The organism is Roseateles sp. L2-2, from assembly GCF_050613215.1.
Taxonomy (GTDB): Bacteria; Pseudomonadota; Gammaproteobacteria; order Burkholderiales; family Burkholderiaceae_C; genus Roseateles; species Roseateles noduli.
The window spans coordinates 157,206-183,227 of record NZ_CP192509.1; the positions used below are offsets into that span (position 1 = coordinate 157,206).

Annotated in this window: 21 protein-coding genes; 5 read left to right on the forward strand and 16 right to left on the reverse strand. The window is 69.8% G+C overall.

Features of this window, described 5'->3' with window-relative positions; all coding sequences use genetic code 11:
• Positions 1 to 8: 8 nt before the first annotated feature.
• From ACQZ13_RS00790 to ACQZ13_RS00805, 4 genes are all read right to left on the reverse strand, one after another.
• On the reverse strand, positions 9 to 2,177 hold the full coding sequence (locus tag ACQZ13_RS00790) for a peptidase domain-containing ABC transporter (RefSeq protein WP_431049392.1): 2,169 nt from the start codon (positions 2,175 to 2,177) through the stop codon (positions 9 to 11).
• Positions 2,170 to 3,417 (reverse strand): HlyD family secretion protein, encoded by a 1,248-nt coding sequence (locus ACQZ13_RS00795; RefSeq protein ID WP_431049393.1) that lies wholly within the window; start codon positions 3,415 to 3,417, stop codon positions 2,170 to 2,172. Before ACQZ13_RS00795 ends, ACQZ13_RS00790 begins: the two co-directional genes overlap by 8 nt.
• A 50-nt stretch (positions 3,418 to 3,467) precedes the next feature.
• Positions 3,468 to 3,653, reverse strand: a complete 186-nt coding sequence (locus ACQZ13_RS00800; RefSeq protein ID WP_431049394.1) for a hypothetical protein — start codon at positions 3,651 to 3,653, stop codon at positions 3,468 to 3,470.
• 125 nt (positions 3,654 to 3,778) lie between these two features.
• Entirely contained in the window at positions 3,779 to 4,492 is a 714-nt protein-coding gene (locus ACQZ13_RS00805) for a helix-turn-helix transcriptional regulator (protein WP_088408028.1), read from the reverse strand.
• A gap of 360 nt (positions 4,493 to 4,852) precedes the next feature.
• On the opposite strand from ACQZ13_RS00805, the gene ACQZ13_RS00810 reads away from it, so the two are divergent.
• Positions 4,853 to 5,098: a hypothetical protein gene (locus ACQZ13_RS00810; RefSeq protein WP_067280137.1), complete on the forward strand. Its 246-nt coding sequence runs from the start codon at positions 4,853 to 4,855 to the stop codon at positions 5,096 to 5,098.
• Between the two features lie 42 nt (positions 5,099 to 5,140).
• Here the strand turns inward: ACQZ13_RS00810 and ACQZ13_RS00815 are convergent, their stop codons facing one another.
• The 4 genes from ACQZ13_RS00815 to ACQZ13_RS00830 all read right to left on the reverse strand — a co-directional run bounded on the left by ACQZ13_RS00815 (position 5,141) and on the right by ACQZ13_RS00830 (position 9,242).
• Positions 5,141 to 6,319, reverse strand: a complete 1,179-nt coding sequence (locus tag ACQZ13_RS00815; protein ID WP_431049395.1) for an ABC transporter permease — start codon at positions 6,317 to 6,319, stop codon at positions 5,141 to 5,143.
• A complete protein-coding gene (locus ACQZ13_RS00820) occupies positions 6,316 to 7,125 on the reverse strand; it encodes an ATP-binding cassette domain-containing protein (protein WP_431049396.1) in 810 nt (269 codons plus the stop codon). Before ACQZ13_RS00820 ends, ACQZ13_RS00815 begins: the two co-directional genes overlap by 4 nt.
• Positions 7,122 to 8,696, reverse strand: a complete 1,575-nt coding sequence (locus ACQZ13_RS00825; RefSeq protein WP_431049397.1) for an alpha/beta hydrolase — start codon at positions 8,694 to 8,696, stop codon at positions 7,122 to 7,124. The genes ACQZ13_RS00820 and ACQZ13_RS00825 overlap by 4 nt, the downstream gene beginning before the upstream one ends.
• Before the next feature lie 66 nt (positions 8,697 to 8,762).
• Positions 8,763 to 9,242: a MaoC family dehydratase gene (locus ACQZ13_RS00830; RefSeq protein ID WP_088408023.1), complete on the reverse strand. Its 480-nt coding sequence runs from the start codon at positions 9,240 to 9,242 to the stop codon at positions 8,763 to 8,765.
• Positions 9,243 to 9,317: 75 nt separating this feature from the next.
• Here ACQZ13_RS00830 and gstA point away from each other — a divergent pair, with 75 nt between their 5' ends.
• Positions 9,318 to 9,932, forward strand: coding sequence for a glutathione transferase GstA (gene gstA / locus ACQZ13_RS00835; protein ID WP_088408022.1), 615 nt, complete (start codon positions 9,318 to 9,320; stop codon positions 9,930 to 9,932).
• Positions 9,933 to 10,042: 110 nt separating this feature from the next.
• On the opposite strand, the gene ACQZ13_RS00840 is transcribed toward gstA, so the two are convergent.
• From ACQZ13_RS00840 to ACQZ13_RS00860, 5 genes are all read right to left on the reverse strand, one after another.
• The gene (locus ACQZ13_RS00840; RefSeq protein WP_431049399.1) at positions 10,043 to 11,635 is read right to left on the reverse strand and encodes a thioredoxin family protein; all 1,593 of its coding nucleotides are present in this window, start codon (positions 11,633 to 11,635) and stop codon (positions 10,043 to 10,045) included.
• A gap of 88 nt (positions 11,636 to 11,723) precedes the next feature.
• Positions 11,724 to 12,212: a GFA family protein gene (locus ACQZ13_RS00845; RefSeq protein ID WP_431049400.1), complete on the reverse strand. Its 489-nt coding sequence runs from the start codon at positions 12,210 to 12,212 to the stop codon at positions 11,724 to 11,726.
• Between the two features lie 40 nt (positions 12,213 to 12,252).
• Positions 12,253 to 12,987 carry a hypothetical protein gene (locus tag ACQZ13_RS00850; protein ID WP_431049401.1) on the reverse strand — a complete coding sequence of 245 codons (735 nt, stop codon included), beginning with the start codon at positions 12,985 to 12,987 and terminating at the stop codon, positions 12,253 to 12,255.
• Between the two features lie 91 nt (positions 12,988 to 13,078).
• Positions 13,079 to 14,356 carry a DUF4397 domain-containing protein gene (locus ACQZ13_RS00855; protein WP_431049402.1) on the reverse strand — a complete coding sequence of 426 codons (1,278 nt, stop codon included), beginning with the start codon at positions 14,354 to 14,356 and terminating at the stop codon, positions 13,079 to 13,081.
• Between the two features lie 332 nt (positions 14,357 to 14,688).
• Positions 14,689 to 15,978: a DUF4397 domain-containing protein gene (locus ACQZ13_RS00860; RefSeq protein WP_431049403.1), complete on the reverse strand. Its 1,290-nt coding sequence runs from the start codon at positions 15,976 to 15,978 to the stop codon at positions 14,689 to 14,691.
• 228 nt (positions 15,979 to 16,206) lie between these two features.
• On the opposite strand from ACQZ13_RS00860, the gene ACQZ13_RS00865 reads away from it, so the two are divergent.
• Positions 16,207 to 18,267, forward strand: coding sequence for an FAD-dependent oxidoreductase (locus tag ACQZ13_RS00865; protein WP_431049405.1), 2,061 nt, complete (start codon positions 16,207 to 16,209; stop codon positions 18,265 to 18,267).
• A 172-nt stretch (positions 18,268 to 18,439) separates the two neighbouring features.
• Complete coding sequence (locus ACQZ13_RS00870) at positions 18,440 to 20,743, forward strand: sensor domain-containing protein (RefSeq protein ID WP_431049406.1); 2,304 nt, start codon at positions 18,440 to 18,442, stop codon at positions 20,741 to 20,743.
• A gap of 18 nt (positions 20,744 to 20,761) precedes the next feature.
• Here the strand turns inward: ACQZ13_RS00870 and ACQZ13_RS00875 are convergent, their stop codons facing one another.
• Both ACQZ13_RS00875 and ACQZ13_RS00880 read right to left on the reverse strand, forming a co-directional pair.
• Positions 20,762 to 21,148 carry a hypothetical protein gene (locus ACQZ13_RS00875; RefSeq protein ID WP_431049407.1) on the reverse strand — a complete coding sequence of 129 codons (387 nt, stop codon included), beginning with the start codon at positions 21,146 to 21,148 and terminating at the stop codon, positions 20,762 to 20,764.
• A gap of 185 nt (positions 21,149 to 21,333) precedes the next feature.
• Positions 21,334 to 21,804, reverse strand: a complete 471-nt coding sequence (locus tag ACQZ13_RS00880) for an Lrp/AsnC ligand binding domain-containing protein (protein ID WP_088408014.1) — start codon at positions 21,802 to 21,804, stop codon at positions 21,334 to 21,336.
• A 114-nt stretch (positions 21,805 to 21,918) separates the two neighbouring features.
• Here ACQZ13_RS00880 and ACQZ13_RS00885 point away from each other — a divergent pair, with 114 nt between their 5' ends.
• Entirely contained in the window at positions 21,919 to 25,506 is a 3,588-nt protein-coding gene (locus tag ACQZ13_RS00885; RefSeq protein WP_431049408.1) for an L-glutamate gamma-semialdehyde dehydrogenase, read from the forward strand.
• On the opposite strand, the gene ACQZ13_RS00890 is transcribed toward ACQZ13_RS00885, so the two are convergent.
• Entirely contained in the window at positions 25,454 to 25,768 is a 315-nt protein-coding gene (locus ACQZ13_RS00890) for a hypothetical protein (RefSeq protein WP_431049409.1), read from the reverse strand. The genes ACQZ13_RS00885 and ACQZ13_RS00890 overlap by 53 nt on opposite strands.
• Between the last annotated feature and the right edge of the window lie 254 nt (positions 25,769 to 26,022).

Here is a 26,022-nt window from a genome sequence, read left to right on the forward strand (position 1 = left end):
GGGTCTCCTCAGCGGTGCTGGACCGATCGCAGGTCCTGCACCACGCGCCCGCCCTGGAGGCTCACGACGCGCTGTGCGGCGGCGATCGTTTCCGGGCGGTGCGCGATGACGATCCGCGTCAGCGGGAGCTGGCGCAGGCTCGCATTGACGAGCCGCTCGCGCTCCACGTCGAGCGCGCTGGTCGCCTCGTCCAGGAACAGGAAGCTCGGTCGCTTGTACAGCGCGCGCGCCAGCAGGATGCGCTGGCGCTGACCGCCGGACAGGCTGGACCCCATGTCGCCGATGAGCGTCTGCAGGCGCATCGGCATGGCCTCGATGTCCTCGAGCACGCAGGCCAGGCGCGCGCACTCGCGCACCCAGTCCGGATCGACGTCCAGGTCGAAGAAGCTGATGTTGTCGGCGATGCTGCCGGCGAAGAGCTGGTCGTCCTGCATCACCGTGCCGATGCGCTCGCGCCAGGCGTTGGCGCCCAGCTGCGGCAGGGCGACGCCGCCGATGCGGATCTCGCCGTGCTGCGGTGCGTGGATGCCCAGCATCAGCTTCATCAGCGTCGTCTTGCCGCAGCCCGAGGGGCCGACGATCGCGACCGACTCGCCCGGCTCGATGCGCAGCGAGCAGCCGGCGATGACCTCGGGCTCGCCGTCGGCATAGCGGAAGCGCAGGCCGTCGAGCTCCAGCGCCGCGTCGGGCGGCACGGCGCGGCCGGGAGCCTCGAACTCCGCTTCGGGCGCGGTCAGCACGATGTCGGCCAGGCGCTCGCCCTGCAGCCGCAGCATCTTCAGCGCGACCACCTTGTCGATCAGCCCCGCGACGCGTTGGCTGAACTGGTCCTTGTAGGCCAGGAACGCGAACAGCATGCCCACCGACAATGCGTTGTCCAGCACGAGCATCGCGCCCATCGCGACGATGACCACACGCTCCAGGCCGAACAGCAGCTTGTTGCCCTGCGTCATGCCGAGCTCGAGCTTGCGACCGGTCAACGACGCGTTCATCTGCTCGACGATCAGGTTGGCGAAGCGCGCCCCGCGGTCCGCCTGTGCGTTGAAGAGCTTGATCGCCTGCGCGCCGCGCAGCGATTCGAGGAAGTGGGTGTTCTGGCGCGCCTCGTGGGTCAAGGCCTCTTCCTGCGCGTCGCGCAGCGGTCGGAAGCAGGCCCAGCGCAGCAGCGCATAACCTGCCACCGCAGCGAGCGCCACGGCCGTCAGCCGACCGCTGTAGAGCACCATCATCGCCAGCGTCAGCAGCACCATCAGGCCGTCGAGGATGGCTTCGATGAAGCTGCCGGTGAGCGTCTTCTGGATCTCCTGCACGCTGGAGAAGCGCGACCAGATGTCGCCGAGATGCCGTTTCTCGAACCAGGCCAGCGGCAGCCGCAGCAGGTGCGAGAAGACGTTGGAGAGCCATTGCAGGTTCAGCGACGCCGACAGGATCATCACCGCCCACGAGCGCAGCAGTCCGACGCCCACCTGCAGCAGCACCAGCAGCGCGAAGCCGATGCCCAGCGTCACCAGCAGGTCGCGGTCGGCGCTGACGATGACGCCGTCGACAGTCCACTGCAGCAGGAAAGGCGCCAGCAGGCCGAGCAGTTCCAGCCCCAGCGCGAGGGCCAGGACTTGCGCGATCGAGCGCTTCAGCCCCGTCACATGGCCGAGCAGCTGGCGCCACTTGGGCGCGGGCGCTGGCGCCTTCCGGGCGAAGTCCATGCCCGGACGCAACTCGAGCGCGACCCCGGTGAAATGCTTGGAGACTTCGGCCAAGGCGAGTCGACGTTCGCCGTGCGCCGGATCGAGCACCACGGCCCGGTCTCCGTCGACGCGTTCCAGCACGACGAAGTGATTGAAGTCCCAGTGCAGGATGCAGGGCGTCTGCAGCTTGTGCAGCGTGTGCGGCTCGGCGCGCAGCGCGCGGGCGGTGAGGCCGAGCTGCGCGCCCATGCGCACCAGGTCGGCCATCGTCAGGCCCTTGAGGGAGACCGCGAAGCGGTCGCGCAGCTCGCCGAGCGTCCACCGCTGCCCATGCGCGCCGGCCACCATGGCCAGGCAGGCGAGACCGCACTCGGCGGCCTCCGTCTGCAGGATGGCGGGACGGCGGCGACGCCAGCCGAGGTTCAGCCGCGACAGGACGCCGCCGGACGTGGCGCTCGAGGCGCGAGCGCCTGAAGAAGGGGCATCAGACACGGCGGACGAGGCTCAGCAGCGGTTCGAAGATCCATTCGATCAGACGGCGCCGCTCCAGCAGCACGTCGGCTTCGAGCAGCATACCGGGGCTGAGCGTCTGGTCCTGGCCGTAGGCCTCGACCGACTGGCGCTGCAGCTGCACGGTGATGCGGTACATCGGCTCGCCCTGCGCCATCGCGGCGGGCAGTCCGAGCTGCGCGAGTTCCGCGGCCTGAAGCGGCGTGCGCGAGACCTGCAGCACCTCGCCTTGCTGCTGTCCGAATTTCTGATACGGGAACGCCTGGTAGCGCAGCAGCACCGCCTGGTGGGGGCGCAGGAAACCGACGGCGCTGGAGGGTGCGTAGAGATGCGCCTGCAGCGGCGTGCGAGCGGGGAGCAGGGCGGCGAGCTGGGTGCCGGCCTGGACGACCTGGCCGGGCTCGGCGAGCACGGTGCTCATCTGGCCGTCGCTGGGTGCGCGCAGTACGAGACGGCGGCGCGCCTCGTTCTCGACGCCCTGCGCCTGCAGCGCGGCGATGTCGCGGGCGAGTTCCCCCTGCTGGACCTGTGCCTTCAGCGGGATCGCCTGAAGCTCAGCTTGCAAGCCCAACGCCTCCCGCTGCAGGTTCTCGCGCTCTCGCGCCAGTGCCTGCCGTTGGGCCTGCAAGCCAAGCAACTCCTCCCGCTTGGTCTGGACCTGGGCGCTCGAGACGAACTGGTCTTTCGCCAGCGACTCGAGCCGTCCCAGGCTCTGCTGCGCCAGCGCTTCGCGCTGGGCATGCAGCTGCAGCTCGGCGTCGGCCTGCTGCAGTGTCGATGTGAGCGTGGCGATCCTCGCCTTCAGCGAGGCCGCCTGGCTCTGCGCGAGTTCCCGCTGCTGCGCCTGCGCGGCGCCCAGCGATTGCTCGCGATCCTTCAAGGTCCGCGACAGGCCGTCGCCGGTCGGATTGGCGCTGTCCAGCGACAACACGAACAGCACGTCGCCTTCGCGTACCTGCTGCCCGTCCTGGACGGGGCGTGCCATCACCGTGGCGCTCTGCGGCACGCTCAGCCGCATCACGCCCCGCTCGGGCACCAGCAGGCCGTTGACGCGGGCCTTGCGGGTGTATTCGGTGCTGAACAGGAAGGCCCCGACGGCGACCACGCCGCCCAGCGCCAGGATGCTCAGCCATTTCAACGTGGTCGGCCGATGCAATTGCACCGATCCCAGCCAGGCCTGCTGCTGCGAGGCTTGCGCCTCGGCGCGGAACAGCGCCACCACGATTTGCTACGCCTTGTTGCGAACCTGACGGATCGCAGCGTGAGGGAGGCTTACCAGGTGCCCTTCGGCGCGGGTTCGACTTCCGCGGCGGACACGTCGACCAGGACCGATTGGCCCACCAGCCACGTGCCCTTGGGCGCGCCGCCGCCGACATGCACGAGGGATTGCAGGTCCAACTCGACCAGACCTTCTTCGACTTGCGTGTTGACAGCGACGTTTTGCGGTTGGGCTTGCATGAGAGGCTCCAGATTCGGTGACGTGCCCAGGAAAGTGTTGAGCACGGAACGGATTGAAGCAGCGCGCGCACGCCCGCATAACTGTCAGCTCTTACAGTGTTTACAAGCTGGCGTCGAGGGCAGCATCAGCGAATCAGGCCGAGCCGCAAGGCCTTGAGCACCGCCTGGTGCTTGTTGGAGCAGGCCAGCTTGTGCATCGCGTTGTTGATGTGCAGCACGGCGGTGCGCTCGGTGATGCTGAGGATGGCGCCGACTTCCCAGGCGGTCTTGCCTTCCATCGTCCAATGCAGGCACTCGAGTTCGCGCGGCGTGAGCCGCGGCGATTCTGTGACCTTCTCTTCGGGCAGCAGCACGCGCAGCGCGGTGTCCACCGCGTGGACGGCGAACAGCTGCAGGTCCGCGACCATGCGCGTGAGCTGGCCCGAATCGCTGGGCAGCGGCTGATCGCGATCGACGCCGAGCACGAAATGCCGCCCCTCCGGCAGGTGCAGCGCCAGGCAGATGCCGGTGCTGTAGCCGAATTGGGCCTGCGATTCCCAGATGTCGCTCGCGCCGTGACGCGCGTAGGTCTGCCGGTCCCACACGATCGGCATGCTGTTGCGCTTGCAGTGCTGCATCACCGGATCGCGACGGCCGAATTCCGGCGCATGCATGACCTCCGCATAGCCGACGGGACAGTTGTCGATGGTGATGAACTCGGTCTCGGCCAGCGTATGGTCGACGACGGTGATGGCCGAGACCGTCTGGAAGTCCAGCTTATGGGCGAAGCGAATCACCTCACTGCGGAATTCCTCGCGTGAGCGCGCTTCCAGGACTGATTGATAACCGCCTTGCAGCATTGATCGCTCCGGCCCATGGCCGGCCTAGTGGGCCTCTTCGGTCGCCATGGCGGACCCGTTCGCCTGTCTGTGATCCGCCACGCGCCCGCATGGGCCGCATAGGTCACGTGACGCATTCACGCCCCTGACAGGGTTTACAGCTGGCGAGTCGACCGCTTCGTGACCACACTGCTGGTCAAGGGGAGAAGCAGCAACCGCGCCGATCCGCAATAGCCAAACCAAACAATTCTGACAATGACACCAGCTTGGATTGTGTACGCGTGGCCACGAATATTGTGTGATGTCCAGCGTTTGCCCCGCTTACAGTTCGCGCATTTGAGCACGCGCGTGTTGGTGACGGGAGACGAGGATCACCCGGCCATGGGGCAAACCCTGTGGAGCGGCGAATCCGAATTCGGTGCGGCCGGCGTGGCCTGGGACTGGGTGCGCATGCCTTACGGCGTCGTCTCGATGGTCGATCCGATGGCGCTCGTGACCAACATGCAGTTCCTGAACGGCGAGGGCGAGGTGCTCGCGCCGATCGAATCGGCCATCCAGCTCAACGGCATCGTGCACATGCTGCCGTGGCAGGAACAGGTCCAGCTGGCGCTCGCCACGCGGCACTGAAACGGCACCCCTTCGCACGGTCATCGCCCGCTCCTCCTTCGCTCAGCGCGCCACCGCCGCGCGCATCGAGCGGGCCACCAGCGCCAGCCCGCCGAAGGTGAGCGCCGCGCCCACGATCACCGTCGGCATCACTTTCGCGAAGGTCAGCGGCTCGCCCTTGAGTACCTGCATCATCAACTGGTTCTGACCCAGCCCCGGCACCCACAGGTGCCAGGACGCCTCGCCCCCCGGATTCACGATCGCCACCATCGGCGTCAGCGCAATGGCGGTGATGACGAGCGTCGTGCTGGCCTGGGCCTCCTTGAAGGTCTTGGTGCGGATCGCCAGCGCCATCAGCACCGCGGACAGGCCCGCGCCGAGCGGGATCTGCAGCAGCAGGAAGCGCAGCGCCTCGCCCCATCCGAACTGGAACATCGCCGCCAGCGCGTCGCTGCGCATGAGCCATTGGCCGGGCAGGAAACTGAGGTTGGAGAGCACCGCCACCAGCAGGCCCGCCATCAGCACGGCGGCCCACTTGCCCGCGACGATGGCCGAATGCGGCGCCGGATTGACCAGCAGCGGCTCGAGCGAGCCGCGCTCGCGCTCGCCGGCGGTGCTGTCGAGCGCCGCGGTCAGCGCGCCGTAGAGCACGGCCATCATGATGAACATCGGAAGCATCTGCGTGAGCCGCGTCGAGCGCGCCTGCATGCTGGCCAGATCGCGTTCCTGGACGTCGATGGGGCGCAGCTGCTGCGTGCCGATGCCGCGCATCGCCAGTGTCAGCGTCGCGCGCTCGGTGCTGAAGCCCTGCAGCAATCGGCCGAGCGCGCCGACGCCGGCTTCGGCGCGCTGGTTCGCGCTGTCGCTGACGATCTCGACCGTCGCCGGCTCGCCGCCGGCGAGCAGCGTCTCGAAGTCCGCCGGCACGACCAGCACCGGATCGCCGAGCTTCGAGTCACGCAGCTGCTTCTCATAGTCGGCGGGCGCGTTCTTGATCGTGTAGGTCTGGCGCTCGATGTAGTTGCGCAATGTCGGCGCGTGCTCGATGCCCGCCACGAGCACCTCGCGCTGCTCCGCGCGCTCCTGCAGCGAGGCCGCGAAGCCCGACATCAGCGTCAGCATCAGCGGCCCCATCAGGATCGACGGGATCAGCAGGCGCAGCAGCGTGCGGCGGTCGCGGAGGGCGTCGACGATCTCCTTGGCGAAGACGGTGCGGAAGGCTTTGAAGAACGGACCGTTCATGCGGACTCCAGGCGCGCGGACGCGGCTTCAGGGAAGGCGAGGTCGACGAAGGCGTCCTCGAAGCGCTGGCGGCCGGTCTGCGCGAGCAGGCCGTCGACCGTGCCTGTCGCGACCGAGCGGCCGTGGGACATCACGACGACCTGGTCGCAGAGCTGTTCCACCTCCTGCATGATGTGGCTGGAGAAGACGATGCACTTGCCGCCGCCCTCGGGCGAGCGCAGGTGGCGCAGCACCTCGCGCAGCGCGCGCGTGGCGACCACGTCCAGGCCGTTGGTCGGCTCGTCCAGCACGATGTTGGCCGGGTCATGGACCAGCGCGCGGGCCAGCGCGGTCTTCATCCGCTCGCCCTGGCTGAAGCCTTCGGCCCGGCGGTCGAGGATGGCGCGCAGGTCCAGCAGCTCGGCGAGCGACTCCGCCCGCGCCTGTGCCTGGTCCATCGGCATGTCCTGCAGCCGCGCGAAGTAGACGATGTTCTCGCGCGCCGTGAGGCGCGGGTACAGGCCGTGCGCGTCGCCGAGGATGCCCATGCGCGCCAGCGCCGCGCGCGGCTGTTTCAGCACGTCGACGCCGTCCACTTCGATGCTGCCCTGGTCAGGCGGGAAGAGGCCCGCGAGCATCCGCAGCGACGTGGTCTTCCCCGCGCCGTTGGGGCCGAGCAGCCCGGTGATGCGGCCGTTGGGCGCATCGAGGCTCAGGTGCTCGACGGCGACGACCGTTCGGGCCTGCCCCTTCTTGCCGAACAGCGCGCTCAGCGAGCCGCCTCCGCGCGTCTGGAAGGTCTTCTGGAGCGCATGCAGGCGGATCATCGGTCGGACTCCCGGGCGGCGGATGCTGCGGCTGCGATGGCGGCCGGCGTGGGGGGCAGGAAGGCGGGCGGGCGGGGGACGCCCTTGGCGCAGCTCGCGTCGACCTGCAGCGCGTCGGCGTCGCGCGGGGCGTCGATGAAACGGAACAGCACGTCGCGCATGCAGGGCAGGGTCAGCGCGACGCCGTGACCGGCGGCGCCGACGACGACGTGACGGGCCTGATCTCCCAACGCCGCCTTGACGCGTTGCCCGTGCCGCTCCGGCGTGGCCGGATCGTTGCCGCCGCTGGTGAGCAGGACGGGGCTTTTCGCAGGCGGGATCGTGTAGAACGCCGCGGGCACGTCGCCGCGCGGCCAGGCGCTGCAGACGCGGGCATAGAGGTCGCGGTCCAGCGTGCCGAAGTCGGGCGCGGGGGCTTCGGTCGATGTGGCGATGCGCGGCGCGTCCTCGGCGCAGACCACCGAGAAGTGCATGCCTTCGAAGATCCGCATCGCGCGCGAGCCGCCGCCCAGTTGTCCCGCCAGACCCGCCAACGCGTCGAAGCGTCCCAGCGACGCCTCATGCAGCGCGGCCGGCAGCGCGGCGGCGACGCTGGGCGCATACAGCGGCGGCCGGACCAGGCCGAGCAGGCCTTCGCGGGTCAATGTGGCCTCTTCCGGTCGACCGGTCAGCGGATGCGTGAACGAGGCCTTGCGCGGCAGGCTCTTGAGCAAGGCCTGCCATTCGGACTGAAGGCCGGGGAAACGCGCGGAGCAGGCCGCATCGGCCGCACAGGCGGTGAACACGGCGTCCAGCGCGCGCTGGGAATCCTGCGAGAACGTGACCGGCAGCACCATGTCGGGCGGGGCGACGCCGTCGATGACGCTGCGCCGCACGCGATCGGGGAACTGCCGCTGGTATTCGAGCGCCGCGCGCGTGCCGTAGGACGCGCCGACCAGGTTCCAGCGCGCGGCTCCCAGCGCCTCGCGCACGGCGTCCATGTCCTGCATGGCGATGGTCGTCGTGAAGAAGCGCAGATCGCCGTAGGGCAGCTGCTTCAGCGTATCGCGACACTGCTCCAGCAGCCGGACCTTGGCACCGGGCTTGAGCAGCTCGTCGAGGCTGCGGGCGTCGTTGTCCGGGCAGGCCAGCGGCGCGGAGCGTCCCGTGCCGCGCTGGTCGATGAACACCAGGTCGCGGCGGTAGTTCAGGCGGGACAGCCGCGGCATCACACTGGCCGTCAGCGCGATGGCGCTCTGCCCGGGACCGCCGGCGAGCAGCAGCACCGGATCGGGCAGCTTGTTGCGCGCCAGCGCGGGCACGACGACGTAGCGCACGTCGATGCGGACGCCGTCGGGGCGGGCTGGATCAAGGGGGCGCTGGACGCTGCCGCACAGGACCTCGGTGGGGACACCGTCGACGCGACACGGCTTCAGCGCCTGGTCGGGGGCGCCCGCAGCGGCCCAGGCCTCACTGCCGGCGAAGATCGCCGGCACGGCGAACGCGGCGCATGCGGCGGCCGTCGCGATCAGGGGCCGGGCGCGGAACGGCCGGGCTCGGGGGACAGGGCTTGCCCCGGGACGCATCGTCATCAACTCGCTCCTCCATGGTGCCCGGCGATTATGGCGAGCGGGAGGCGCGCGGCAGGGTGCCTTCGGTCAGCTTCCGGAACTGCTTTCCCTGCGGCCGAACATCCCCCATCCCTCCATGCTCATGACCTGCTCGTCCTTCTGGTTGAAGACTTCCCAGCTCGAACGCACCAGGCCGATCGTCGGGCGGCTGCGGCTGGCCTTCGTTTCCTGAACGGTCATGCGTACGCGCAGCGTGTCGCCGGGGCGCACCGGCTTGAGCCAGCGCAGGTTGTCGATACCGGGCGACCCCTGGCTGGTGGAGTCCAGCAGGTAGGCGTCGCACATCATGCGCATGACCAGTGCGCAGGTCTGCCAGCCGCTGATCGACAGTCCGCCCAGGACCGATGCGTCCGCGGCGGCTTCGTCAAGGTGCAACGGCTGCGGGTCGTACGCGGCCGCGAAGGCGAGGCCCTCTTCGCGGTCGACCAGGCGCGAGCCGAATTCGCGTACCTGGCCGACGGTGAAGTCCTCGAACGCATAGGTCTTGGCGGGGGAAGCGGTGCTCATGGGGAAGGGCCTCGGGCGGGATGTCGACCGGCCGACTGTACGAGTAGGATCGATGTCCCTGAAGGAGACCCCCCCATGAAGCTCTACTACAGTCCCGGCGCCTGCTCGCTGTCGCCCCACATCGTCCTGCGCGAGGCCGGCCTGGCCTTCGAACCGGTCCTGGCCAGCACCAAGACCCACAAGCTGCAGGACGGTACCGATTACTACGGCATCAATCCGAAAGGCTATGTGCCGCTGCTGGAACTCGACGACGGTCAGCGCCTGAGCGAAGGTCCGGCGATCATCCAGTACATCGCCGACCAGGCGCCGGGCAAGCAGCTCGCGCCGGCCAACGGCACGATGGAACGCTACCGTCTGCAGGAGTGGCTGAACTTCATCACCACCGAGCTGCACAAGACCTTCAGCCCGCTGTTCAACCCGGCGATCTCCGACGACGCCAAGGGCGTCTTCCGGACCAAGCTGCACGAGCGCTTCAAGTGGGTCGACGGCCAGCTCGCCGGCAAGCAGTTCCTGATGGGCGACCAGTTCTCGGTGGCCGACGCCTACCTGTTCACCGTGTCGAACTGGGGCCAGCACGTCGGCGTCGACCTGTCCGCCTATCCGGACCTGGTTGCCTACCGCGGCCGCATCGCGGCGCGGCCGGCAGTCCAGGAAGCGATGAAGGCCGAAGGCCTGCTGAAGCAGGCCTGACGACGTAGCGCGGGTGCCGGTCTTACTCCCTCTCCCGCTTGCGGGAGAGGGCAGGGGTGAGGGCCAGCGGCCGCGGCAGTGCCGAGGCCTCCTGGCGAGGTCTCCCGACCTCAGCCCTTCTTCTTGAGCAGCGACTCGCAGGCGCCCTTGTCGCCGGCTTCCTGCTTGGCGCAGACGCCGTCCAGCTGGGTGCGCAGACGACCGAGGGCGGCGTCGTGCTGCCCACCCGCGTTCCACGCCACCAGCTGGCTGCCGACCTTCTGCAGCGAGCGCGCGCTGCGTTCGTAGAACGCGCCCTTGTCTTTCTCGGCCTCGGCCAGCAGCTGTGCCGCGGCCTTCTCGATACGCGCCGAATCCTGCGGTGCCAGCTCCACCAGCGCGCTCAGGTAGTTCGATCCCCATTGCAGACGGGTGGCCGGACCTTCGCTCTTGTTGAAGGCCTCCTCGTACCAGCGCAGCGCCTCTTCCTTCTTGCCCTGCTTGCGGGCGTTGCTGCCCAGCGAGCTCATCAGGTAGTAAGGGCTGTGGCTCTTGGCGATGCTGGACTTCAGCAGCGCGTCGCTGTCGCTCCACAGGCCGGCGCGGCCGAGCAGATAAGCCGCCGAGGTGATCACCGCCTGGCGCTCATAGCCGTCGGTGACTTCCTTGTCGACCTTGGCCGCATGCGCCTTGACCTCGGTCAGCAGCGGCGCGGGCAGCTTGGGCGCGATGTCGTCCTTCTTCTGGTCCAGGCGCGCCAGCTCGACACGCGCCAGCAGCGATTGCAGCCGATCGGCGCGCGAGAGCGAGGCGTCGGCCTCAAAGCGCTTCAGCGCGACGTCGAACTTCGCGACCAGTGCCTGGCGGTCGGTGCCGGCAGCCGGGGCGAGGGCGCGCACGATGTCGTCGCCGTTGTTGCTCAGCACATCCATCTGCGCCCGGGCGGCGGCCGGATCGGCCAGCACCTGCTCGACGCGACCGCGCAAGGCCGCGTCAGCCTTCAGCGAGCCGCCGCCTTCGGTGGCGGCCAGCGCCTTCAGCCAGAGGCGGGTGGTGGTTTCGTCGTCGATGCCCTGGCTCGCGGCGGCGAGCTTCGCCAGCAGCGCCGGACGCTGAGCGGCCGGGACGAGCTGCTGCTCATCCGTTTCCCAGGAGTAGAAGCCGAGCAGCTTCCACTCGTTGGCGGAGAGCTTCTTGCCGGCCTGAGCGTCGGCCAGCACGGTCTTCACCGGACGTCCGCCCGCGAGGCCCAGCTGCAGCACGCGCAGCACCTGGGGCGCATCGACCTCGCCCGGCAGCCGCGTCAGCTCCTGCCCGTCGTTGCTGAACAGGATCATCGTCGGATAGCCGCGCACCTTGAAGCGCGCGCCCAGGCGCTGGGCGCCGGGGTTGTCGCCGTCGATGTGCACCGCGACGAAGGCGCGCGACTGCTCGATGAAGTCGGCGCGGTTGAACAGGGTCGCCTTCAACTGGTTGCACGGCGGGCACCACTTGGCGCCCCAGTACAGCAGCACCGGCTTCTTCTCGCCGCGCGCCTGGGTGAAGGCGCGCTCGATGTCGGCATCGCCGGAGGCCTCCTGCCAGGACACCGAGGCCGAGGCGCTGGCGGCCATGGCCGCAGGCATCAGTGCCGGCAGCGCTCCGATCGTGGACAGGGCCGCGGCGAAGGCGGTCAGGCGGGCGGCCGAGCGAAGACGACGGGCCATCGAGGTGTGGAAAGTCATGGCGGTGATCGCGGCCTCGTGAGCCGGCCGATGTCGAGGAAAGCCGGATTGTGGCGCCGCGCCGACTAAGCCGATATGCGGGACGCTTCTAACCTTTCTTGGCGCGCAGGACGGCGCCGCGCGCCAGGCTGTCCGGCGACCAGTGCTGGCGGACGTCGTAGTACTCCGGCATCGCGACCGCCTCGGGCGGCAACTGGACCCAGGGCTGCTTGGATGCGGTGAAGACGTGGATGTCCGGCGGCAGGCGGTCCGGCTCGTCGAGCGTGCCGACGCGAACGAAGCGCACCGCGTCGCCGCCGCCGGCGTAGTTGCTCCAGACGGCGATCGCGCAGCTCGGGCAACGCCAGATCTTCTGGCCCTTGCCGCTTTCGCTCGGATTCATGAAGGGCACGGGCTCCCCGGCCAGCAGCTCGACCCGGTCGGCCTCGATCATCGCGTTGAGCGCGAAGGCCGCGCCGCTCGCGCGCTGGCACCAGCGGCAGTGGCAGCAGTGGACGATCAGCGGGCGGCTGGTCATCCGGTAGCGGACCTGGCGGCAGTCGCAGCCGCCTTCGAAGGTGTCTTGTGCGTCGGTCATGGGGCCTCCTGATGCGAGCGCGCAGGATAGCGGTTCGACGTCACACCTCGCCCAGCAGGTCCTGACCTTCGTCGAGCGGCGGCGACTCCGGTGCCGCCTTGGCGAGGGTCATCCAGGTGCCGAAGTCCGGCTTCATGGCGCGGCGCGGCGCAGGCCGACCGAGCTCGAACCGGAAGCCTGCGCCGTCGATCAGGTCATGGGCGAACAGCACGCCGAAGGCGGGTGGAATCTCCTCGACCTCGGCGATGCCCGCGCGCAGCACGTACCAGCACTGTCCGCTGAGCGCCAGGTAGGCCTGCGACTTGGCGGGGCGGCGAAGCTCCGACAGCAGATCGGCGCGGCTGACCTTGATCTCGTGCACGGCCGGTTCAAGGTAGTCCTCGACGGTGGTGTTGCGCACCGAATAGACATCCGGCATCGCATTCACCCACCGCATCCGCTCGGGCTCGTCCTCGCGCGGCAGGCCGGCGCGCAGCGAAAGCCCGCGCCAGACGACGCGACCTGCACGCTGCAGTTCGACCGCCATGCGAGCGACCAGGTCCTCGTGGCGGTTGCGAACGCTCCGGTTCTTCTGGAGCCCGAGGTGCAGCGTCTCGATCCCGGAAGCGGTCAGCCGCAAGGTCTCGCGGCCGTGCGGATCGACCCGCCGTTCGAGCCAGCCCATGGCCAGCAGCTCCACCTCCAGCATGTCCTGGCACGGCCAGCCGGCCGAGCGCCAGAGCTGGCGCAGGCGGCGGACCTGGATCACGGTGGCACGGGAAGCGGGCGGGGACATGCGGCGATGTTGCCGCATGTCCTTGACACGCGCCGTCAGCAGGATCGCCACGAGGGCGCCGGCCTCGACGGTCCGGACGCCCCTGCGGCGCTCAACGCTCGCGCCGCAGGATGGCCGAGGGGGCGGTGTCGTCGCCCACCATGAACATCGTGTACACGCTGTCGGCGGCGATCGTGACGCCGCGATCCGTGTGCAGGGGCGTCGTCGACCCGGTCGACGAGATCGTCAACAGCGCGGCGCTGGCGGCGCCCACGGTGGCAAGGGTCGAGCTGCCCGGACCGACGCCCGACGCCACCGGGCTGTAGTCGACATTCATCGTGACGGAGATCCCCAGACCATTGGTCAGCCGCAGGCGGGCCTGGCCGGGAACCGTCGGCAGGCGGTTGTCGTCGTTCACCGTGGTCACCATGGGCGCGGCGGCCGTTCCGCGCAGCAGGACGGTGTAGTCGCCGCCCGCCACCAGCGTCGGCAGCGTGGACGAGACGGGCCGGCCGTCGACCGTGGCCGACAGCGACTGCTCGCCGGCCGGCACCAGCCGGTACGCGCCGATCGACGGCGAGGTCTGACCCGCAGACAGGGACTGGCCGCCGAGGCTGCCATCGACTCGACCGCCCGGCATCGCCGCGACCACCCGCGCGCGTGCCGATACGTTGTCGAGACGCTGCAGCTGCCCGCGTTGGGGCAGCAGCAGCGCGTGGACCAGTGCGCCGCCCACGCCGCCGCGCAACACCAGCGTCGCGACCTTGCCTGATTCCAGGGTCACGGCGGGAAGGTCGAGGCGCACATCGTCCCGCTTCCCGGCACCGGCGACGCGCAGGCGGTAGGTGCCGCTGTCGCGCGTCAGGAACCCGCTGCTGCCGGCGGCCGCCACGTTGGCGGCGAACGGCGTTGCCGCGCCCGTCGCGGCGTTGGGCTCGGTCAGGAAGACGTCGACGGGTCCGGCATCCGGCGCGAGATTCAGGACCATCAGCTTGCTCTTCCCTGAGGCGGGCTCGTCCTGCTTCTCCTCCAGCAGGCTGGTGCGCATGGCCCCGGCGGTCCCGTAAGCGATCACGGTGTAGTGCGCGTCCGCCTTCAGCGTTGCCGGCGACGTGGCAACTGTGGCGCTTCCGGTGCTGTTGCGCACCTGCAGCGACACGGGGCCTTCGCCGCGACCGGCATAGGCGCCCAAGGTGAGCGCGGCCACCGGACCCGCCAGCTTGTCCTTGTCGATCGCCAGGTCGGCGCTGGCCAGATCGGGACTCGCGTTGAGCAAACGGATCTGCGCCTGCTTGTCGTCACCACCGCCGCAGGCGGTGGTCAGCAGCGTGGCGGCGACGACGGCAGAAGCAGACAGCCATCGGGTGAGGCATCGGTTCGGAGTGTTCATGGTCGGAGGCAGCGGCCCGGACGGCGGGCATGGTGTGAAAGAAGCCTCCGAAGGCTAGGGGTCAGGCCTTGCCCGCGCACCAACTCCAATTGGTGGTTTTTTCGATTGTTCCGACTGGAACAGAGAGTCCGCTGACTCGAATGATTGACAGTGGCCGCGATGCTTTCGATGGGCGCACAAAAAAAGGCCACGCCTCGTGAGAGGACGTGGCCAACAGGGAGGAGGTTGCGCCGGGCCGCGGTCGTTGTGACCGCCGCGCTGGGTTGCGCGTTCAGTGGCCCGGGACCGGAGACTGTTCCCGGTCGATGACGCCCCGGCGGGGCGTCCGAAGATCAGTTCGACGAGCGCTCGCGGCGCAGCGAACCGACCATCGCATTGCTGTCGCCCATCACGAACACGGTGTAGACGTAGCCCGCCTGGATGCCGAGTTCGCTCAGGCTGTAGACCGGCGTCGTCGAGGACGGCGAGGTCACCGTGAGCAACGCCGAGGTCGACGCCGAGGTCGCCTGCGGCGTCGACGACGTGCCGGCCACCACGTTCGAGGCCAGCGCGCTGTAGTCGACGTTCAGCGTCAGACCGGTGGTGGCGCTCGCCACGCCGTTGACCAGCCGGATCTTGGCGGTCGTCGTCGGGTTCGTCGGCAGGCGGTTGTCGTCGGTCAGGACGGCGAGCTTGGGATCCGCCGCCGTGCCCCACACCATCAGCGTGTAGTCGCTGCCGGCCGTGAGCGGCGGCTTGGTGAACGACATCAGCGCGCCGTTGACGTAGACCGACAGGTCGGCCGTGCCGGCCGTGACCGTCGTGTAGTCGCCGATCGTGGGCGCCACCGAGGTCGGCATCAGCGACGTCTGGCCGATCGAGCCCGACACCAGCGCGCTGCTGCCCACGGCGGCGACCAGGCGGGCCCGGGCGGTGGTGTTGGGGAAGTTGGCCGTCGCGCCCTGCTGCTGGAGCTGGATGCCGTTGACGAGGACGCCACCGGTGCTGCCGGTCAGGACCAGCGTCGAGACGCCGGTCGAGGACAGCGTCAGGCTGGGGATGTCCAGGCGGAGGTCGGACTTGGAGTTCGCGGCGGTGATCCGCACGCGGAAGGTGCCGCTGTTGAGCGTGATGTAGCCGCTGCCCGAGCCGGTGGCGATGCCGCTGGCCACGGTGGAGGCGGTGTCCAGCGACTCGTCGGCGCCGGTGACGTAGACGTCCATCGCGCCGGCGTCCGGCGCGAGGTTCAGCACCAGCAGCTTGGACTTGCCGGAGGCAGCCGCGTCCTGGTCTTCCTGCAGCAGCGTCGTGCGCACCGAGCCCGCGGACCCGTAGGCGATCATCGTGTAGTGGCTGCCGGAGGCCAGCGTCGGCGTCGACGAGGCCAGCGTGCTGCCGACGTTGTTGCTCTGCACCTCGGTGCCGGTGGCGTCGGTCTTCACGTCGGCATAGGTGCCCACGCCGGCATAGGTCACGCCGGTGTTCACCGTCGTGCTGTCCACGGCCATGTCCAGCGCGGCATAGCCGATGCTGGCGTTGAGGAGGCGCATCTGCGCCGAGCTGCTGTCGCCGCCGCCGCCGCAGGCGGCCAGCAGGGCGGCGGTGGCCACGCTCAGGCCCCAGGCCCAGGTCTTGAATCGCATCGTCCGACACTCCGATTGAGAATGCGGCGATTGAACGCGGGTCGTGTTGCTGGGGCTTGTGGCCGCTTGCCAGCTTTGTGAACTTCGATATCAGCGTCGACACAGAGTTGCCGGCGTCGCCGGCGCGTCTCACCGTCCGGCCCCGCGGACCGCCCCGGTGCCACCCGGGAACTCCCCCTGGTACCACCTCTCTAAACGCGCGCGAGGTCCGGCGCTAGCATCCGCGCGATGAACGCCTACCCGCAGCTGCTGTCGCCCTTGGACCTGGGCTTCACGACCCTCAAGAACCGTGTGCTGATGGGCAGCATGCATACCGGGCTCGAGGACTCGCGCAAGCACATCGACCGCCTGGCCGAATACTTCGCCGAGCGCGCCCGCGGCCAGGTCGGCCTGATCGTCACCGGCGGCTACGCGCCCAACATCGCCGGCTGGACCAAACCCTTCGCAGGCACGCTGATGACCGGCGGCGCCGCGCGGCGGCACCAGACCATCACGCGCGCCGTGCACGCCGAAGGCGGCAAGATCGCGCTGCAGATCCTGCACACGGGTCGCTACGGCTACCACCCGTTCAACGTGGCGCCGTCGGCGTTGAAGTCGCCCATCTCGCCGTTCACCCCGCATGCCTTGAGCGAGCGCGGCATCGAACGCCAGATCCGCGCCTTCGTCCGCTGCGCCGTGCTGGCGCGCGAGGCCGGCTACGACGGCGTCGAGGTGATGGGCTCCGAGGGCTACTTCATCAACCAGTTCCTGATCAAAGCGACGAACCAGCGCACCGACGCCTGGGGCGGCGATTTCGAGCGCCGCATGCGCCTGCCGGTCGAGATCCTCACCCGCATGCGCGAGGCCGTCGGACCGGACTTCATCATCATCTACCGCCTGTCGATGCTGGACCTGGTGCCCGACGGCGGGAACTGGGATGAGGTGCTGCAGCTCGCGCGCGCCGTCGCGAAGGCCGGCGCCACCATCATCAACACCGGCATCGGCTGGCACGAGGCCCGCATCCCGACGATCGCCACCAGCGTGCCCCGTGCCGGCTTCGCGTGGGTCACGAAGAAGCTGCGCGACCAGCTGCACGCCGAAGGCATCCGCACGCCGCTGATCACCAGCAACCGCATCAACACGCCCGAGGTCGCGGAAGCGGTGCTGGCCGACGGCTCGGCGGACATGGTGTCGATGGCGCGCCCGCTGCTGGCCGATCCGGCCTTCGTGCGCAAGGCCGCGGAAGGACGCGCCGACGAGATCAACACCTGCATCGCCTGCAACCAGGCCTGCCTGGACCACGTCTTCAAGCAGGAGGTCGCCTCCTGCCTCGTCAACCCGCGTGCCGGCCACGAGACGCTGCTGCGCATCGTGCCCGTCGCCGCGGACCAGGCACGCAAGCGCGTCGCGGTCGTCGGCGCGGGACCGGCCGGCCTGGCGGCCGCGACGACGCTCGCCGAACGCGGTCACCACGTCACGCTGATCGACGCCGCCCAGGAGATCGGCGGCCAGTTCAACCTCGCCAAGCGGATCCCGGGCAAGGAAGAGTTCCATGAAACGCTGCGCTACTTCAAGCGGCGGCTGGAACTGCTCGGCGTCACGCCGCAACTGGGACGTCGCGTGGCGGCCGCCGACCTGATGGATTACGACGAGGTGCTGCTCGCCACCGGCGTGACCCCGCGCGATCCGCGCATCCCCGGACAGGACGACGGCATCGCGCGGGGTCAGGTCTTGACCTACCTCGAGGTTCTGCGCGGCGAGAAGCCGGTCGGACGTCGCGTCGCGGTCGTGGGCGCGGGCGGCATCGGCTTCGACGTGGCGGAGTTCCTGCTGGAGCAGGGCCACTCGCTGGCGCTGGACGCACCGGCATGGCGCAAGCACTGGGGCGTCGGCGACCCCGAACAGACGCGCGGCGGTCTCGCCCGTCCGCAGCCCGAGCCCGCCGAGCGCGAAGTCACGCTGCTGCAACGGCGCGCCGGCAAGCTCGGCGCGGGCCTGGGCAAGACCACGGGATGGATCCATCGCGCCGCGCTGAAGACGCACGGTGTACGGATGGTCGGCGGCGTCCAATACGAGCGCATCGACGAGCACGGCCTGTGGATCAGCCAGGGCGAAGATCGCACCGATCCCGAGCGCATCGACTGCGACACCATCGTGTTGTGCGCGGGCCAGGAACCGCTGCGCGAACTCGAGGCGCCCTTGCGCGCGGCGGGCCGGTCGGTGCAGTTGATCGGCGGTTCGGCCGAGGCCAAAGAATTGGATGCAAAGCGTGCAATCCTGCAGGGAACGAGAGTGGCGGCCTCGCTGTAACCCCTAGCAACATTTTCCGGCGGGCGTCGATACTCCGCCGGTCGTGCATGAGGGAACCCCCGCCACCCGCGGGCGGCGCCGACATGGGGCCAGTTGTTGCCCCTCCATTCATAAAAAGATCCTTGGGTGAGCCATGCGTCTTCGCCTGAACCGTCGTTGGGGGCGCCTTGTCGTGTCCGCGCTGCTGCCTGCGTGCCTGAGCACGCCGGCGTGGGCGGGTGCGTCCGCGTCCGTCCCCGCCGCGGTGCCGTCCGCGGCGCGGGCGATGGTCGCGCAACTGCCGGCCTGGATCGATTCGGGCTCCACCGTGTTCTGGCTGGGCGCCGGCTGCGTGATCGGCGGGCTGACGCTGGGCGTGATGGTCAGCCTCTTCCTGCAGCAGCGCGGCCGCCTGCACCGCCGTCGCGAGGAACTCAAGCGCGTTCGCCACGAACGCGCCCGCCTCAGCGCGCTGCTGAACGCGATCCCCGATCCGATGTATTTCAAGGACGCCAACGGCGCCTATGAGGGCTGCAATCCGGCCTTCGAGCGCGCTGTCGGCCTCACCGAACAGGAACTGATCGGTCGCCGCGACGCCGACCTGCCCAACCCGCCGGGCTGGGTCGACACGCAGTCCGACGGTCGCCTCCTGACCTGGCGCGATGACGGCAGCGACGCCGGCGGCGGCGCGCGTTGCCTGGACGTGTCCAGCGCCCGCGTGTTCGACGACGACCAGTATCTGGGCCAGGTGGCCATCGCGCGCGACGTGACCCAGCTGCAGCAGGCCACCGACGCCGCCCGCCGCGCCGCCACCGTGTACGAGCACTGCGGCGAAGGCATCATGGTCATCGACCACGAGCTGCGCATCGTCGACGTCAATCCGGCGCTGGTCGCGATGGTCGGCCATGACCGGCAGACCCTGCTGGGCAAGCGCCCGCTGCTGCTGCGCGACGCCGAACAGGACCCGGAAAAGCTGCGCGCCCTGTGGGCCGACATCGAGACCCGCGGCAAGTGGAGCGGCGAGGTGACCGAGCGCCACAAGAACGGCGACTCGATCCCGATGTGGGCGACCTTTGTGAAAGTGCCGGCGCCGTCGGGCGATCCGGAGCAGGTGCAGTACCTCAGCGTGCTGACCGACATCTCCCGCATCAAGCAGACCGAGGCGGAGCTGCTGCACCAGTCGCTGCACGACAGCCTGACCGGCCTGCCCAACGCGGCGCTGCTGCGCGACCGCATCGCGCGCCAGGTCGGCAATGCGCAGCGCGAGCACACCTGCGTGGCCGTGCTGTACATCGACCTGGACGGCTTCCGGGACGTCAATGACATCGCCGGCCATGCCGCAGGCGATCAGGTGCTGCTGACGGCGGCGGCGCGCTTCGCCAACGTGACGCGGCTGAGCGACTCGGTCGCGCGCGTCGGCGCCGACGAGTTCGTGGTCGTGCTGTCGGGGCTGGTGGATGAGGAAACCGCGATGCGGCTCGGCGACCGGCTGATCCAGGCGATGGACGAGCCGATCCTCATCGACCACCACCGCTTCAACGTCGGCGCCAGCATCGGCCTGGCGCTGTTCCCGGCCGACGGCACGCACGTCGACGAATTGCTGCGCAACGCCGAGGTCGCCATGGTGCGCGCCAAGCTGCACGCGCGGGGCTCCGTGCAGGCCTACCGGCCGGAGCTGACGCAGGCGGTGCAGCAGCGCTTCGAGCTGACCCATGCGCTGCGACAGGCCAACGAGGCCGCGCAATTCCGACTCGAATACCAACCCCAGGTGCGTCTGAGCGACGGCACGCTGATCGGCGCGGAGGCGCTGCTGCGCTGGCGCCATCCGACGCGCGGTCCGATCTCGCCGGCGGACTTCATCCCGCTGGCCGAAGAGACCGGCCTGATCATTCCCATCGGCCGCTGGGTGCTGGAGCAGGCCTGCGCGCAGGTGGCGCGCTGGCAGGGCCAGGAAGGCAAGCCGCAGCAGGTCGCGGTCAACGTCTCGGCCCGCCAGCTGCGACAACCGGACTTCATCGAGACGCTGGATTTCATCCTGGGCGAGACCGGCTGCCCGCCGAGCGCGCTGGAACTCGAGGTCACCGAGAGCCTGCTGCTCGAAGACGCCGAGCAGGCCATCAGCCTGCTGACGCGCATCTCCAACCGCGGCGTGCGCATCGCCATCGACGACTTCGGCACCGGCTACTCGTCGCTGGCCTACCTGAAGCGGATGCCGGTGAGCACGCTGAAGATCGACCGCAGCTTCGTCAACGAGCTGAGCAGCGACGCCAACGTCGCCGCGATCGCGCGCACGGTGATCGTGCTGGCGCGCAGCCTGAACCTGGACGTGCTGGCCGAAGGCGTCGAGACGATCGAGCAGGCGGAATGGTTGCGCCGCGAGGGCTGCGACTGGGCGCAGGGCTGGTACTACGGTCGCCCGATGCCGCCGGAGGACTTCGTCGTCACGCCGCCGCCCGAGCCGCTGCGCCGCGCGCCCAAGCGTCTGCAGCTGGCCTGAGGCCGATCAGAACGCCGATCAGGTATTGCCATCGCCGTTCGTCCGCCGACGCGGCGGCATCAGCCCGGAGGAGTTGGACGCCACGGACGAGGGGGAGGAAGGCGCTTCCGCCCACACCCGCCACTCCTTGGCGCTGACCTCGCGCACTTCGAGCCCGCGACGCAGGATGAAGCTGGAGTCGTGCCAGCTTTCCACCGGCCCCGGGAGGGAACGTCGCGGCGGCGGTGCGGCGCCGAAATCGGAATCGCCGAAGGTGCTGCCGCTGTCGGAGAAGCGGCTGTGGCCATGGCTGAAGTGGCTGTCGCCGTAATGGCTCGGCAGTTCGCTGTCAGGCCCGCCGCCTGCGAACGACCTGGACGCGGTGCGCGGCAGCTGGGACGGGGTCAGGGAGGACCGGTACTTCATCTCGGAAACCTCGGTATCACGGGGAGAGGCACTCCATGGTGATCCTGTCGGACGCCGCACGTCAGCCCGCAGATGGAGGGGCTGACGGGGGAGGAGATATCCCCCTTGAATTCGCTTGCATTGGTCGGCGGTGTGTGGAAATCACAGCCGCAGATCGCGCCGGCGCCGGGACAGCGCGGTCCCGTTCACAGCGGCAGCGCGGTCGTGTTCTTCACCTCTTCCATGACCGCGTAGGTGCGCGTCTCGCGGACGCCGGGCAGCGTCCAGATCACCGCGCCGATGAACTCGCGGTACGCGGCCATGTCGGACACCCGGGTCTTGAGCAGGTAGTCGAAGCCGCCGGCCACCAGGTGGCACTCCAGGATCTCGGGCCGGGCCTGGACCGCGGCGCGGAAGTTGTCCATGACGTCGTGCACCGTGCGGTCGAGCAGGATCTCGATGAACACCAGCATCTGCGCGCCCAGCTTGGCCGGGTTCAAGCGCGCCTCGTAGCCGAGGATGAAGCCGTCGCGGGTGAGGCGGCGCACGCGCTCCAGCACGGCCGTCGCGGACATCTGCACCTCCTCGGCCAGCTTGAGGTTGCTGATGCGGCCGTCCTGCTGCAACAGGCCCAGGATGCGGCGGTCGATCTTGTCCAGGTCTTCAACGCTGCTCATGCTGGATTCCATCCGGTGGGGGCCTGAAACATTGGTGAGTAATTCGGAGCGTTACTTCCTAAACTCCCGCTATTCGCTAGGGGAGCGCCCCTCGCACGAACATCCGAGGATTTTATGACCGCCTTCCCCCTCCCGCCGGAAACTTCCCGCCTGCCGGACCCGTACCGCGAGGAGCTTCCGCTGGTCCGCGCCCTGGCCGCGGAGATGAAGGGGCTGAACTGGCCCGCGGTGGTCGACCAGGCGCGCCCGTGGGTGCAGCAGGTGCGCGGCAACCCGGCGCCGTTCTGGGCGATGGAATCGCTGCTGCGCGAGTACCCGATCACCAGCGCCGAGGGCCTGGCGCTGATGCGCCTGGCCGAAGCGCTGCTGCGCGTGCCCGACGCCGAGACCGCCATCGCCCTGACCGCGGACCAGCTGGGTCGCGCCGACTTCGACGGCGCCTCGGACGGTCCGCACAAGATGCTGGCGGGCCTGGCGGCGAGCGCGATCTCGCTGTCCAAGAAGTTCCTGCCGGACGCGGAGGCCGATTCGGGCCTGATGAAGCGCCTGGGCGCGCAGACGGTCGTCGCCGCGACGGTGCGCGCCATCCAGCTGCTGGGCCGCCAGTTCGTGCTGGGCCGCAACATCCAGGAAGCGATGAAGGAGGCCGACACCGCGCGCAAGGCGCAGGCTCAACTGCGCTTCTCCTACGACATGCTGGGCGAGGGCGCCCGCACCGAGCGCGATGCCGAGCGCTATCAGGCGTCGTACCTGAACGCGATCGCCGCCATCGCCGCGGGCCGCAAGGCCGAGTCGCCGGAAGGCAGCGACGGCATCTCGATCAAGCTGTCGGCGCTGTTCTCGCGCTACGAGGTCCTGCAGCGCGAGCGCGTCTACGCCGAGCTGCTGCCGCGCGTGTGGCAGCTCGTCGAGAAGGCCGCGCAGGCCAACATCAACCTGACCATCGACGCGGAGGAAGTCGACCGGCTGGAACTCTCGCTGGAGCTGCTGGACACGCTCGCGGCGCGCATCGCGACGCACTTCCCGCAGTGGCGCGGTTTCGGGCTGGCGGTGCAGGCGTACCAGACGCGCGCCCGCGACGTCGTCGAGGCGGTCGCCGCGATCGCCCGCAAGCACGGGCTGAAATTCATGGTGCGCCTCGTCAAGGGCGCCTATTGGGACGGCGAGATCAAGCGCGCCCAGGAGCAGGGCCTGCCGTTCTACCCGGTCTACACGCACAAGCCGCACACCGACGTCTCCTACCTGGCCTGCGCGCAGGCGCTGCTGCGGCACCACGAGGTCATCTACCCGCAGTTCGCGACCCACAACGCCGGCACGGTCGCCGCCATCCTGCAGATGGCGCGCGCGCTGGGCGCCAAGTTCGAGATGCAGCGCCTGCACGGCATGGGCGAGGGCGTCTATCGCGAAGTGCTGAAGGACGGGACCATCCCCTGCCGTGTCTACGCCCCGGTCGGTGAACACCGCGACCTGCTCGCCTACCTGGTCCGGCGCCTGCTGGAGAACGGCGCCAATTCGTCGTTCGTGCACCAACTGGCGGATCCCACCGTGGCGCCGGAAGAGCTGCTGTCCTCGCCGATGACGGAGATCCGCGACGAGGCCTCGCTGCCGCTGCCGATCGATCTGTACCGCGACACGGCGGGCCGCGGTCGCGACAACTCGTCGGGCCTGGACCTGGCCGTGCCGGAGCAGCGTCAGGTCTTGCTGGACGCCCTGGCGGCCGGCACGGTGCCGGCCATGGTCGAGGCGACGCCGGAAGAGGTCGACGCCGTGATGACGCGCCTGCAAGGCGGCTTCGCCGGCTGGAACGCGACGCCGGTCGCCGAGCGTGCCGCCGTGCTGCGCCGCGCCGCCGACGCGCTGCAGGCGCAGCTGCCGCAGTACTGCGCGCTGCTGGTCAAGGAGGCCTACAAGAGCCTGGGCGACGCGATCAGCGAGGTGCGCGAGGCCATCGACTTCCTGCGCTACTACGCCGATGAGGCCGAGCGCCTGGCCGCCGACGGCGTCGCGCTGAACGGGCGCGGCGTGTTCGTCTGCATCTCGCCGTGGAACTTCCCGCTGGCGATCTTCGCCGGCCAGGTCGTGGCGGCGCTGGCCGCCGGCAACGCCGTCGCCGCGAAGCCCGCGGAGCAGACTCCCGTCGTCGCGCGCGAGTGCGTCGCGCTGCTGCATGCGGCCGGCGTTCCGGTCGACGCGGTGCAACTGGTGCACGGCCGCGGCGAGACCGTCGGCGCGCGCCTCGTGGCCGCACCGCAGACCGCGGGCGTGTGCTTCACCGGCTCCACCCAGGTGGCGCAGATCATCAACCGCCAGCTGGCGGGCAAGCCCGGCGCCGCGGCGCTGCCGCTGATCGCCGAGACCGGCGGCCTGAACGCGATGATCGTGGACTCGACGGCGCTGCCGGAGCAGGTCATCGATGCGGTCGTGCAATCGGCCTTCCGCAGCGCGGGTCAGCGCTGCTCGGCGCTGCGCCTGCTGGCGGTGCACGAGGCGGTCGCCGACGGCGTCATCGAGATGCTGCGCGGCGCGGTGAAGGAACTGCGCGTCGGCGACACGGCAGACCTGGCGACCGACGTCGGCCCGCTGATCGACGACGAGGCCTTCGAAGGCGTGTCCAAGGACGTCCAGCGCTTGAAGCGCGAGGCCACGCTGATCGCCGAGGCCGTGCCGGCCGACGGCTGCCCGCGCCTGCTGGCGCCGGTGGCGGTCGAGCTGCCGAGCATCGCCTCGCTGAAGAAGGAGATCTTCGGCCCGGTGCTGCACGTGGTGCGCTGGAACGGCGACGTCGACGGCGTCGTGCGCGAGATCAACGCGCTGGGCTACGGCCTGACGCTGGGCATCCAGACCCGGATCGACAGCCGCGCGCTGCGGCTGGCGTCGGAGGCGCGCATCGGCAACGTCTACGTGAACCGCAACATCATCGGCGCGGTGGTCGGCGTGCAGCCGTTCGGCGGCGAAGGCATGTCCGGCACCGGCCCGAAGGCGGGCGGCCCGCACTACCTGCTGCGCTTCGTCGCGCAGCCGAAGGTGGAAGCGCCGGCCGAGGCGCCGGCGCTGTCGACGACCGGCGCGGGCGCGGACCTGTCGCCGCTGTTCACCGCGCATGAAGCCTGGGCCGAGCGACCCGTCGAAGAGCGCGCGACGGCGCTGGAGCGCTCCGCCGCCGGCCAGGGGCCGATGGTGGCCGGGGCCTGGCGCACGCTGGCCGCCGGCGCGCGGCGCACGCTGGTCGACGTGAAGCTGCCCGGTCCGACCGGCGAGAGCAACGAGCTGCGCCTGCACGGCCGCGGCGTGATCGCGGTGCTGGCGCAGGGCGCCTCGCCGGAGGAACTGGCGCGCGCACTGGGTGCGGCACTGGTGGCGGGCAATGCGGTCGCGATCGTGGGCGGCGGCGATGTGGCGCAGGAACTGCGCACGGCGCTGATGCGCGGCGGTGTGACGGCGGCGGCGATGCAGCTGCTGCCGGCGGACCAGCTCGGCGCGGTGCTGCGGGCGACGCGACTGGCGGGCGTCATCGCCCCGGCGGCGCTGCAGGTGCCGGTGCAGCGCGAGCTGGCGGGCCGCGACGGCGCGATCCTGCCGGTCGTGCCGATGGTCGAGCTGGCCGACGCGCGTCAGCTCTACCGCCTGGTCGCGGAACAGACGCTGACGATCAATACGGCGGCGGCAGGCGGGAACGCCGCGCTGCTGGCGGGCGTGCACTGATACGGCAGGCCGGGTCGCGCGAGACCCGGCCTTCCAGCCGCCACCAGCCGGTGCGCGGCACGATCCAGACCTCGCCGCTCCTGAAGCGCCGCGGCTGCGGCCAGCATTGGTCCGCCCACAGCGCGGGAGCATCCTCGACATCGACGACCCCGGTCTGCAGGTGCATCACGGTGCCTCGAGCGAGCTTCAGCATCAGCGCCTGACCTGCGGCCAGCTCGAGTTCCTGAGGCGCCGTCGACGGCTGCGGGAGGCGGGCGGGCATGGCCGATGCAGGCGCGGCCCGCGATGGCGAGACCACCCGAGCTGAAGCGGCCGACCACGGCCAGGGAGTGGGCAGGAATCTCAGGACGGCGGCGAGGAACATGACGGCTTCGCCCGGAGGCGCCTCGTTGGAACGGACGTCCAGTGTTCCCATCGGCGACGCGGCCTGACAGGCACAGCGGCGCCATTTGTTCTGCGTAACAGCGACCGCGGCGCCGCTGTTCCGTATCGACTGCGCGCCGGCTGTTCCGGTGC

Coding starts and splice junctions, on each gene's coding strand:
- ACQZ13_RS00860 (WP_431049403.1), bottom strand. CDS start 15,978: ATGCGATTCAAGACCTGGGCCTGGGGCCTGAGCGTGGCCACCGCCGCC.
- ACQZ13_RS00805 (WP_088408028.1), bottom strand. CDS start 4,492: ATGCTGCAAGGCGGTTATCAATCAGTCCTGGAAGCGCGCTCACGCGAG.
- ACQZ13_RS00855 (WP_431049402.1), bottom strand. CDS start 14,356: ATGAACACTCCGAACCGATGCCTCACCCGATGGCTGTCTGCTTCTGCC.
- ACQZ13_RS00840 (WP_431049399.1), bottom strand. CDS start 11,635: ATGACTTTCCACACCTCGATGGCCCGTCGTCTTCGCTCGGCCGCCCGC.
- ACQZ13_RS00825 (WP_431049397.1), bottom strand. CDS start 8,696: ATGACGATGCGTCCCGGGGCAAGCCCTGTCCCCCGAGCCCGGCCGTTC.
- ACQZ13_RS00865 (WP_431049405.1), top strand. CDS start 16,207: ATGAACGCCTACCCGCAGCTGCTGTCGCCCTTGGACCTGGGCTTCACG.
- ACQZ13_RS00830 (WP_088408023.1), bottom strand. CDS start 9,242: ATGAGCACCGCTTCCCCCGCCAAGACCTATGCGTTCGAGGACTTCACC.
- ACQZ13_RS00880 (WP_088408014.1), bottom strand. CDS start 21,804: ATGAGCAGCGTTGAAGACCTGGACAAGATCGACCGCCGCATCCTGGGC.
- ACQZ13_RS00810 (WP_067280137.1), top strand. CDS start 4,853: ATGGGGCAAACCCTGTGGAGCGGCGAATCCGAATTCGGTGCGGCCGGC.
- ACQZ13_RS00850 (WP_431049401.1), bottom strand. CDS start 12,987: ATGTCCCCGCCCGCTTCCCGTGCCACCGTGATCCAGGTCCGCCGCCTG.
- ACQZ13_RS00875 (WP_431049407.1), bottom strand. CDS start 21,148: ATGAAGTACCGGTCCTCCCTGACCCCGTCCCAGCTGCCGCGCACCGCG.
- ACQZ13_RS00800 (WP_431049394.1), bottom strand. CDS start 3,653: ATGCAAGCCCAACCGCAAAACGTCGCTGTCAACACGCAAGTCGAAGAA.
- ACQZ13_RS00890 (WP_431049409.1), bottom strand. CDS start 25,768: ATGCCCGCCCGCCTCCCGCAGCCGTCGACGGCGCCTCAGGAACTCGAG.
- gstA (WP_088408022.1), top strand. CDS start 9,318: ATGAAGCTCTACTACAGTCCCGGCGCCTGCTCGCTGTCGCCCCACATC.
- ACQZ13_RS00845 (WP_431049400.1), bottom strand. CDS start 12,212: ATGACCGACGCACAAGACACCTTCGAAGGCGGCTGCGACTGCCGCCAG.
- ACQZ13_RS00815 (WP_431049395.1), bottom strand. CDS start 6,319: ATGAACGGTCCGTTCTTCAAAGCCTTCCGCACCGTCTTCGCCAAGGAG.
- ACQZ13_RS00885 (WP_431049408.1), top strand. CDS start 21,919: ATGACCGCCTTCCCCCTCCCGCCGGAAACTTCCCGCCTGCCGGACCCG.
- ACQZ13_RS00820 (WP_431049396.1), bottom strand. CDS start 7,125: ATGATCCGCCTGCATGCGCTCCAGAAGACCTTCCAGACGCGCGGAGGC.